An 8,521-nucleotide genomic window follows, 5' to 3' on the forward strand; every position below is an offset into this window, starting at 1 on the left:
CCTTAGCTCGCGCGTTTCTCTTCGAAACGTGAAGCGGAGGCGTCGAGCTTCTCGAGGAAATCGAAGATCTCCTCCCGCGCGCACTTCGCCTCGTCGTTCAACCCTTCGAGCTCCGCGAGCCGCCACTTCTTTAGAACAGGGACGAGCACCTGATCGTGGTGGATGCGCAGATCGTAGATCCCCGCGCTCGCGATCCGGATGGCCTTCTCGCGGAAGCCCGGCAACTCCAACCCGGGCATCGAGAAGCCGAGCACCTGACGGTTCATGGCGAGCACCATAGCGCTCGGGTCGACTTCGAGCGCGGAGCCGGCAACGTCCCGATAGAAGACGTAATGGAGGTTCTCATCGAGAGCGACGCGAGCCATCAACCGCTCCGCGGCGGGGTCGCCCGTGATCGCGCCGGTGTTGCGGTGTGCGATCCGGGTCGCGAGCTCCTGGAAGGTCACGTACACGAGACCGTCGAGCGGGCTCGGCATCTCGTTCGCGTAGAAGCCGCGGCCGACGTGATCCATCCGGCCGCGCTCTAGCGCCACGGGATCTACGCCTCGAGTGACGATGAGGTAGTCGCGGATCGCGATCGAGTGCCGCCCTTCCTCAGCCGTCCAGCGGCGGATCCACTCACCCCACGGTCCGTCGCCACCGAACATCTCCCAGATCGCGAGGTGGTAGTAGGGGAGGTTGTCCTCGGTGAGGAGGTTCAGCTCGAGCGCCGTCTGCGCGATCCCACCGAGCTTGCTGTCCGAGGCCTGCCAGGGATCGGTCTCGTAGTTCCGCCCCAGCTCGAAGGGCACGAACTCGTGTGGGAACCATTCCGTTGCCGTCGACATGTGCCGATCCAGCGCGTTGCCGACGACCGGCTGCAGCTCGGTGAGCAGGTCTTTCGAGGATGTCAGCATCTCGCCTCCTAGTTCGTCCTGGTTACGCTGCCGTAACTTACTACCGCGTAGGTTACGTTACCGTAAGAGCGAGGTCAAACACGCGCAACGGCCGCGGACGTCGCCCGACGCTGCGTCGGCCCAGCTGATCCGGGGTAATTCTCCAGACCATGAGTCGCAGAGAGCGGGTGCGGGAGCGCGTCCTCGGCAGCAAGAGAAGGTTCTACATCCCTTTCTCGTTGCGGCGGATGGACCGCGAGATCTTCGACTCGGTGGCCAGGTACCACTCACCGGTCCTCGACAAGACTCTCCCGAGGCTCGGGCGCGCGGCGAATCACTCGGGCGTCTGGATGGCCGCCGCCGGCGCGCTCATCCTGCTCGGGGGCCGGCAACGCCGCCGCGCCGCTACAAGGGGACTCCTTTCACTCGCTGCCGCTTCGGCGATCGCCAACCTGCCGGCGAAGTTCGCCATCCGGCGGCGACGTCCCGATGCGCTCCTGGTCCCGGAGCTACGACGACTACTGAGGATGCCGACCTCCTATTCGTTCCCGTCGGGTCACTCTGCCTCCGCAGCCGCTTTCGCGACTGGAGTCGCACTCGAGATGCCTCCGCTGGCCGTGCCGGCAGGACTTCTTGCCACCGGCGTCGGGGCATCTCGTGTCTACACCGGTGCTCACTATCCGAGCGACGTTCTCGTCGGGATGGCGCTCGGAGCGGCGATCGCGCTCACCTCCCGGCACTTTTGGCCGATCGTCCGACTCGATGGCACACATCCGCCGTCGCTCCGCACCACAGGTCACGCAGAGATCGCTCCGCAAGGCCGCGGCCTCACCATCGTCATGAATCCGGACTCGGGTCCGGTGTGGCGCGATCCGCGGCCGGCCCTTGGCCAGGCCGTGCCCGAAGCGACCCTGATCGAGGCCACGGGCGATGAGGTGCCCGCCCGGCTGAGAGAGGCGGCCAAGGAGGCCACCGTGCTCGGTGTGGCGGGGGGGGACGGCACGGTGAATGCTGCCGCCGAAGTCGCGCAGAAGCGAAAGAATGCCGCTCCTCGTCGTGCCGTCCGGCACGCTCAACCACTTCGCTCGAGACCTCGGGATCGCGTCGATCCCCGACGCGATCAGGGCGTGGGAAGGAGGAGTGATGGCATCGGTGGATCTCGCGGCCATCGACGGCAAACCGTTCCTCAACACTGCGAGCTTCGGTGCGTATCCGGAATTCGTCGACCAACGAGACCGGCTGGCGCGACGGACGGGAAAGTGGGCTGCGACCGCGATCGCGCTCGCACGCGTCTTGAGACGATCGCAGCCGACCGAGATCGAACTCGACGGGGAACGGCGGCGGATCTGGCTCGCGTTCGTCGGAAACTGTCGCTATTCGCCCGCCGGTTTCGCGCCTGCCGTGCGCGAACGCCTCGACGACGGACGCTTCGACGTCCGATTGATCACGGCCGAGCGTCGGTGGTCGCGAACCCGGGCCGCCCTCGCGGCGATAACCGGCACCCTGGAGCGGTCGAAGGTCTATGAGGAGCACCTTCTCGACGGATTCGAGATGCGCTCCATGAACGGCCCCTTCCGCCTCGCGCGGGATGGAGAGACGTTCGATGGATCGGAGCGTGTATCGGTCGAGAAATTGCGGCAACCGCTCTCGGTCTTGATCCCGCCGTCTTAGATCAATCTGCTCGCTGAAGGTAGCGCCCCAAGATGAAAGCCATCAGCCCCAAAGCCAAGACCCCTGCGATCGTGATCCACTTCTTTCCGTCCTTGTACGCCTCGCCGAGGAGGTAGCCGGCACCGATCGCTTCCGCGATCGATAGCAAGCCTCCCACCCCGTCTGCGGGAAGGAACTCTTTCGTCTTCATGCCGGAAGATCCCGCCGCCGCGCCGACGAGCGTCGAGGGGAACACCGCGAGCCGGCCGATCACGACGAGCTTCGCCCCTTTCCGCCGTAGGAGCTTCTGCAGGGTCTTGATCTTCTCGACGGGTAGAACCTTCGTACCGATTCCGGGAAGCTTGCCTTTCCGGATCTCGGGTGCGAAACCCCGGCCCAGCGCGAACGAATGCCACACGCCAAGGATCGCCAGCGGTACGGCCGCTATGACGATCGCCAAGAGGTTCGTGTCGCCTTGCCGCGCCAGGAAGCCACCGGCCAGAAGGACCTCTTTCGTCGGTCGCATGAGGACGAGGACGAGGAAATGCTCTCGATACAGCACCGGAGCCAGCGGGATGGCGATGATCCCCATCACGATCCGGAAACCAGCCAGCCAGAGCAGGGGCATCCGGTAGCGTCGGGCCGGGCCTCGCGGTGCCGGGTTTGCGGCTCTCGAAGCGGTACGGCTTCGTCGCCTCGGTGACTTCGTCGCAGATCTCGTCGCCATCGCCGGCTAGGTTTTCCGCGTCTCCGGCTGGGGCAAACCAACCGACGTGAGAAACGCGGCTTCTACATTCATCCGCAAACGGCTCGATCCGGCCGGACGGTACGGCCTGAGGACGACCCTGTTCGCGATCGCGATCATCCTCGCGGCGATCCCGTTCGGGTTCTTGCTCGACCAGGTGGTCCGGCGAGGGGATCTGATCACGGTCGACACGGCAGCCGCGCGCAACCTTCACCATCTGGTCGCCGGGCGCGAAGCGCTGGTCGTATTCCTCAAGGTCGTGACGTTCCTCGGGACACCGCCGTGGTTCTTCTTGATCGTCACCGTCGCGGCGCTCTACCTGTGGCGCAGGGATCGGTTCCGTCTCGCGGCGTACCTTGTGACGACCTCCATCGTGGGCGGGATCATCGATTCCGTGGTCAAGATCGTGGTGGACCGGCCGCGTCCATCATTAGAGGATCCGATCCTCCTCGCACACGGTAAGAGCTTCCCTTCAGGGCATGCGATGTCTTCAACCGTCGTGTACGGGGCTCTACTGCTCACGTTCATGCCCGCGATCCCGAAGCGCTTCCGTCGATCCGCGATCGTCGCCGTCTCGTTGCTGGTACTCGTGATCGGCTTCTCGCGCCTGGCGCTGGGGGTTCACTACCTGACCGACGTGCTCGGTGGTTATGCGCTCGGCGCCGCCTGGCTTGCAGCCTCGACCGCCACGTTCAGCATCTGGCGTACCGAGCGCGGTCGGAAGCCCGTCGAGCCCCTCGAAGGCCTCGAGCCTGAAGCCAAGCGGGACCTGCAGGTAAGCGGCAAGTAGCGGCGACCGCGCGAGGCGGCCGGCTTACAACCCGAACGTCTTCGCCACGATCTCTCGCTGGATCTCGCTCGTTCCTCCATAGACCGTCGAGACGAGCGTCGTGCGGACGAGACGCTCCATTTCGTATTCGGTCGTGTATCCGTTGCCGCCGAGCATCTGCATGCCCTCGATGGCGACCTTCTTCGCGACCTCGGTCGCCTTGATCTTGGCCATCGAGGCCTCGCGCGGGAACAGCTTCGTCGGGTCCTCGTCGACCCTGGCCGCAACGTCGTAGACCAGCAGGCGCGCACACTCGAGCTCGATCGCCATGTCGGCGATCCGGTGCTTGATGACCTGGAACGAGCCGATCGGACGGTCGAACTGCTTCCGCTCCTTCACGTACTGGAGCGCGTCCTCGAACGCCCGCTGACCGACGCCGAGGATGAGCGCCGCGATGATCAGCCGCTCGACGTTGAGCCCGGCCATCAGCTGCATCCACGCCTGATCCGCCTGTCCCAAGACGTTGGCGGCGGGCACGAAGCAGTCGTTGAAAAACACGTCGTTCTGCTCGCGGCCGCCCATCGTCTCGATGCCGCGGATCTCGAGGCCGGCGGCATCGGTCGGAACAGAGATCATCGACAGCCCCTCGTGCTTCGAGCCGTTCGTATCGGTGCGGCACACGAGCAGGATGTGGTCGGAGATGTGTGCGCCGGAGATCCACGTCTTGTGACCGTTGATCACGAAGCCGCCGTCACGTCGCTCGGCCCGGCACTTCAGCGAGCCGACGTCCGACCCCGAGTCCGGCTCCGACATCGCGATGGCTTCGTTCCGGCCGCGCACGATACCGCCGAGGATCTCGTTCTTCTGCTCCTCGGTCCCGAACCGCTGGTAGGCCCCACCGACGATCGCCGTCACGGCGTAGTGCGCGATCGGGAGCTGCCCGCGCCCGATCTCCTCGAGGAAAAGGCACAGGTCGACCATCCCGCCGCCGGCGCCGCCGTACTCCTCGGGGATCCCGATCCCGAGCCACCCCAGGTCGGCGACCTTCTCGTACAGCTCCTGGTTGTGCGGCGACGTTCCGTTGTTCGTGAGCGCGTTGCGCTGCTCGCGGCTTCCCGACTCTCGCTTACAGAAGTCGCGGATCGCCTCGACGAACGCCTTCTGCTCTTCCGACAGGCGGGTCATCGCTTCGCCGCCCCAGAAGTTCCCGGCAGGTCGGCCTTGCGGTACATCGTCACGACGACCGCGCCGCCGAGCCCGATGTTGTGTTGGAGCCCCAGCTTCGCGCCCGGCACCTGACGAGCGTCGGCGGTTCCGCGCATCTGCCACGTGAGCTCCGAGCACTGCGCGAGCCCGGTGGCGCCGAGCGGATGGCCCTTCGAGATGAGTCCGCCGGACGGGTTGACGACCCAGCGGCCGCCGTAGGTCGTCGCCTGCTCGTCGACCAACGTTCCGCCCTTCCCCTCCTCGCATAGGCCGAGCGCCTCGTAGGTTATGAGCTCGTTGGTCGAGAAGCAGTCGTGCAGCTCGATCACGTCGACGTCTTCCGGCCCGTAGCCCGACTTCTCGTAGACCTGCTGCGCGGCCTTGCGGGTCATGTCCGACCCGACCAGCGAGATCGCGCTGCGGCGGTCGAACGTCTCCTTGGGATCGGTCGCCATCGCCTGCGCGACGATCTCGACCGCCTGATCCTCGAGGCCGTTCTCGCGGACGAAGTCCTCGCTCGCGAGGATCGCAGCGCCCGAGCCGTCCGACGTCGGCGAGCACTGCAGCTTCGTCAGCGGGGCGTGGATCATCTTCGCGTCGAGGATCTCCTGGAGCGAGTACTCCTGCTGGAACTGCGCGTACGGGTTGTTCACCGAGTGCTTGTGGTTCTTCCAGCCGATCCAGGCGAAGTTCTCGGGCCGCGATCCGTAGCGCTCCATGTGCTCGCGGCCGGCGGCGCCGAAGATCTGCGGGGCCGGCGGCGACGACTCGGGCGCGACGAGCTCGAAGAGCTGCGTGTAGTGCCACTCGACCGGGATCGCGCGATCCATGAACGTCCCACCGAGCGAGCCCTTCTTCATCTTCTCGAAGCCGAGCGCGAGCGCGCAGTCGACGATGCCACCCTCGACGGCCTGGCGCGCGAGGTAGAGGGCCGTGGACCCCGTGGAGCAGTTGTTGTTGACGTTCACGATCGGGATCCCGGTCAGCCCCAGCTCGTAGACCGCGCGCTGCCCCGACGTGGACTCTCCGTACACGTACCCGACGAACGCCTGCTCGATCTTGTCGTAGGAGATCCCGGCGTCGGCGAGCGCCTTGGTTCCGGCTTCCTTCGCCATCTCGGGATAGTCCCACCCACGGGACTCGGGCTTCTCGAACTTGGTCATCCCGACCCCGACCACGAACACCTTGCGTCCCATCTGAAAACCCCCTGTCGTTCCTAGCGCAGAGTGATCGCCGCGTTCGTCAGTACCGGCAGTCCTCGTTCCTTCGTCGTCGCTTGGAGGACCAGCTTGTCGTCCTCGCGCCACATCGACGTCACGATCGTCTCGCCCGGGAACACGTGACCCGAGAAGCGAACCTGGTAGCGCGCCACCCTCGACACGTCGCCGCCGAGCTCGTGATCGACCGCCGCCTTGCACGCCACGCCGAACGTGCACAATCCGTGGAGGATAGGCTTTTCGAACCCGCCCATCGCCGCGAAGTTCGGGTCGGCGTGCAGCGGGTTCTTGTCCCCGCTCAACCGGTAGAGCAGCGCCTGCTGCGGCAGGGTAGGCGATTCGACGACCCGGTCGGGCTCGCGATCGGGAGCGACGTTGCCGGGCTCCGGGCCGCGCTCGCCACCGAACCCGCCTTCTCCGCGGAGGAACACGGAGAATCGGTTCGTGAACAGCGCTTTCCCCGCGTCGTCGGTCGTGTTGGACTCGATGACGACGACGGCACCCTTACCCTTGTCGTAGATGTTCGCGATGCGCCCCGACGAGACCACCTTGGCCTGGGTCGGGATCGGATCGGCGATCTCGATGTCCTGCTCGCCGTGGAGCAGCATCACCGGGTTGAAGGTCAGGCCGGGAACGCTGAACAGCCCGCCGAGCGCCCCGAAGACGGGGATGACGCCGAAGCTCGGAAGTACCTTGAGGTTGGCTTCGTAGGTGTATTCGAGCTCTGCGGGGTCGGTCGGCTGTGCGCCCGCGCCGACGCCGAGGTGGTAGAGGATCACGTCGTCGGGCTCCCATGAGGCCTGACCTTCGGGGAACTCGGCGCCCACTGCTTTATCGGGTTCGATCGGCATCGTGGCCTCCTAGGATGTGAGCAGCGGAACCGCGGCCGCGAGCTCCTCGGCGGCGTTGCCCGGGATGACGTAGCCGTCGGTGTCGCGGATCTCGTCGATGTGGTCGCGGATCTCCTCCGGCGTCGGCACCGAACCCTGCCCGCCGAACCAGCCGGGCGTGAGACCGACGAAGATGCGCGCCACGCGGCCGCCGCCGACGGAGAAGATCTCGTGTGTCAGCGTGGATTCCTCCGAGCACAGGTGCGCGACGAGCCCCGAAACCTGAGACGGATGCAGTTTGTCGGCGAGCGGCCCCAGGAGATCGCCGAGCAGACGGGTCTGCGCGATCGGCGCGATCACGTTCGAGAGGACGTTGTACTTCGCGCCCTCCTGCGCCAGCACGTTCGAGAGGCCGACGAGCCCCATCTTCGCGGCCCCGTAGTTCGCCTGACCGAAGTTGCCGAAGATCCCGGCCGCCGATGCGGTGAATACGAAGCGTCCGTAGCCGCCGCGCTCCTTCATGAACCGGAAGGCCGGCTGCGACACGAAGAAAGCGCCCTCCAGGTGCACCGAAAGCACGGCCTTCATGTCCTCGGGCGCGAGCTTCACGAAGGACTTGTCGCGGAGGATCCCGGCATTGTTGATGACGATGTCGACCTGACCGAACGCGTCGAGCGCCGCCTTGACGATCGCCTCGCCACCCTCCGGCGTGGTGACCGAGTCGTAGTTCGCGACCGCCTGGCCGCCGGCGTCTGCGATCTCCTTGACGACCAGGTCGGCGGCGCTCTGCCCCGCCCCGGTGCCGTCCGCGTTGCCCCCGAGGTCGTTCACGACCACCGCGGCGCCGCGCGAAGCGAGAAGGAGCGCGTGCTCGCGCCCTAAGCCGCCGCCGGCCCCGGTGATGATCGCCACCCGTCCGTCGAACCTGACATCACTCATCTCGCTGTCTCCTTTCGTTGTTAGCGCCGCGGGCGCGCCCGAGCGCCCTCTTCGATCAGCGGCCGAACCGTTCGCTTCCACGCCGCGAGGAGCTCGGCCTCGTTCCCTTCGCCCCGCATCATCTGGGTCATCGCCATCCCGGCCGCCAGCCGGATCGTCATCTCGATCGCATCTCGGAACGCCTTGCGACGAAGCGCCTCCGGACCGAAGACCTTGGCGCACAGCTCGCGGATGCGCTCGTCGGCGTCGCGCTCGACCGCGCGCACCGCAGGCCGCAACGCCTCGTCCGT

The 8,521-nt window shown here is 66.2% G+C and carries 9 protein-coding genes; 2 read left to right on the forward strand and 7 right to left on the reverse strand.

The window, feature by feature from the left end:
* Positions 1-2: 2 nt before the first annotated feature.
* On the reverse strand, positions 3-896 hold the full coding sequence (locus WEB06_01115; protein ID MEX2554212.1) for an acyl-ACP desaturase: 894 nt from the start codon (positions 894-896) through the stop codon (positions 3-5).
* Between the two features lie 1,020 nt (positions 897-1,916).
* Between WEB06_01115 and WEB06_01120 the strand changes: the two genes are divergently transcribed.
* On the forward strand, positions 1,917-2,546 hold the full coding sequence (locus WEB06_01120; GenBank protein MEX2554213.1) for a hypothetical protein: 630 nt from the start codon (positions 1,917-1,919) through the stop codon (positions 2,544-2,546).
* Between the two features lies 1 nt (position 2,547).
* On the opposite strand, the gene WEB06_01125 is transcribed toward WEB06_01120, so the two are convergent.
* Positions 2,548-3,153 (reverse strand): VTT domain-containing protein, encoded by a 606-nt coding sequence (locus tag WEB06_01125; protein ID MEX2554214.1) that lies wholly within the window; start codon positions 3,151-3,153, stop codon positions 2,548-2,550.
* Between the two features lie 145 nt (positions 3,154-3,298).
* Between WEB06_01125 and WEB06_01130 the strand changes: the two genes are divergently transcribed.
* A complete protein-coding gene (locus WEB06_01130) occupies positions 3,299-4,060 on the forward strand; it encodes a phosphatase PAP2 family protein (GenBank protein ID MEX2554215.1) in 762 nt (253 codons plus the stop codon).
* A 24-nt stretch (positions 4,061-4,084) separates the two neighbouring features.
* Here the strand turns inward: WEB06_01130 and WEB06_01135 are convergent, their stop codons facing one another.
* The 5 genes from WEB06_01135 to WEB06_01155 form a co-directional block, all read right to left on the reverse strand.
* Entirely contained in the window at positions 4,085-5,224 is a 1,140-nt protein-coding gene (locus WEB06_01135) for an acyl-CoA dehydrogenase family protein (protein ID MEX2554216.1), read from the reverse strand.
* Entirely contained in the window at positions 5,221-6,441 is a 1,221-nt protein-coding gene (locus tag WEB06_01140; protein MEX2554217.1) for a lipid-transfer protein, read from the reverse strand. Before WEB06_01140 ends, WEB06_01135 begins: the two co-directional genes overlap by 4 nt.
* 20 nt (positions 6,442-6,461) lie before the next feature.
* Positions 6,462-7,313, reverse strand: coding sequence for a MaoC/PaaZ C-terminal domain-containing protein (locus WEB06_01145; GenBank protein MEX2554218.1), 852 nt, complete (start codon positions 7,311-7,313; stop codon positions 6,462-6,464).
* 9 nt (positions 7,314-7,322) lie between these two features.
* Positions 7,323-8,231 carry an SDR family NAD(P)-dependent oxidoreductase gene (locus WEB06_01150; GenBank protein ID MEX2554219.1) on the reverse strand — a complete coding sequence of 303 codons (909 nt, stop codon included), beginning with the start codon at positions 8,229-8,231 and terminating at the stop codon, positions 7,323-7,325.
* A gap of 20 nt (positions 8,232-8,251) precedes the next feature.
* A partial coding sequence (locus WEB06_01155; GenBank protein ID MEX2554220.1) for a hypothetical protein occupies positions 8,252-8,521 on the reverse strand: 270 nt, incomplete at its 5' end.

The sequence above is a fragment of the Actinomycetota bacterium genome (assembly GCA_040905475.1).
In the GTDB taxonomy this organism is placed as follows: Bacteria; Actinomycetota; AC-67; order AC-67; family AC-67; genus DATFGK01.

Bases quoted from the DNA above. Each gene is read 5' to 3' on its own strand.
- WEB06_01120 (MEX2554213.1), top strand. From the start codon at position 1,917: ATGCCGCTCCTCGTCGTGCCGTCCGGCACGCTCAACCACTTCGCTCGA.
- WEB06_01140 (MEX2554217.1), bottom strand. From the start codon at position 6,441: ATGGGACGCAAGGTGTTCGTGGTCGGGGTCGGGATGACCAAGTTCGAG.
- WEB06_01135 (MEX2554216.1), bottom strand. From the start codon at position 5,224: ATGACCCGCCTGTCGGAAGAGCAGAAGGCGTTCGTCGAGGCGATCCGC.
- WEB06_01145 (MEX2554218.1), bottom strand. From the start codon at position 7,313: ATGCCGATCGAACCCGATAAAGCAGTGGGCGCCGAGTTCCCCGAAGGT.
- WEB06_01115 (MEX2554212.1), bottom strand. From the start codon at position 896: ATGCTGACATCCTCGAAAGACCTGCTCACCGAGCTGCAGCCGGTCGTC.
- WEB06_01150 (MEX2554219.1), bottom strand. From the start codon at position 8,231: ATGAGTGATGTCAGGTTCGACGGACGGGTGGCGATCATCACCGGGGCC.
- WEB06_01125 (MEX2554214.1), bottom strand. From the start codon at position 3,153: ATGCCCCTGCTCTGGCTGGCTGGTTTCCGGATCGTGATGGGGATCATC.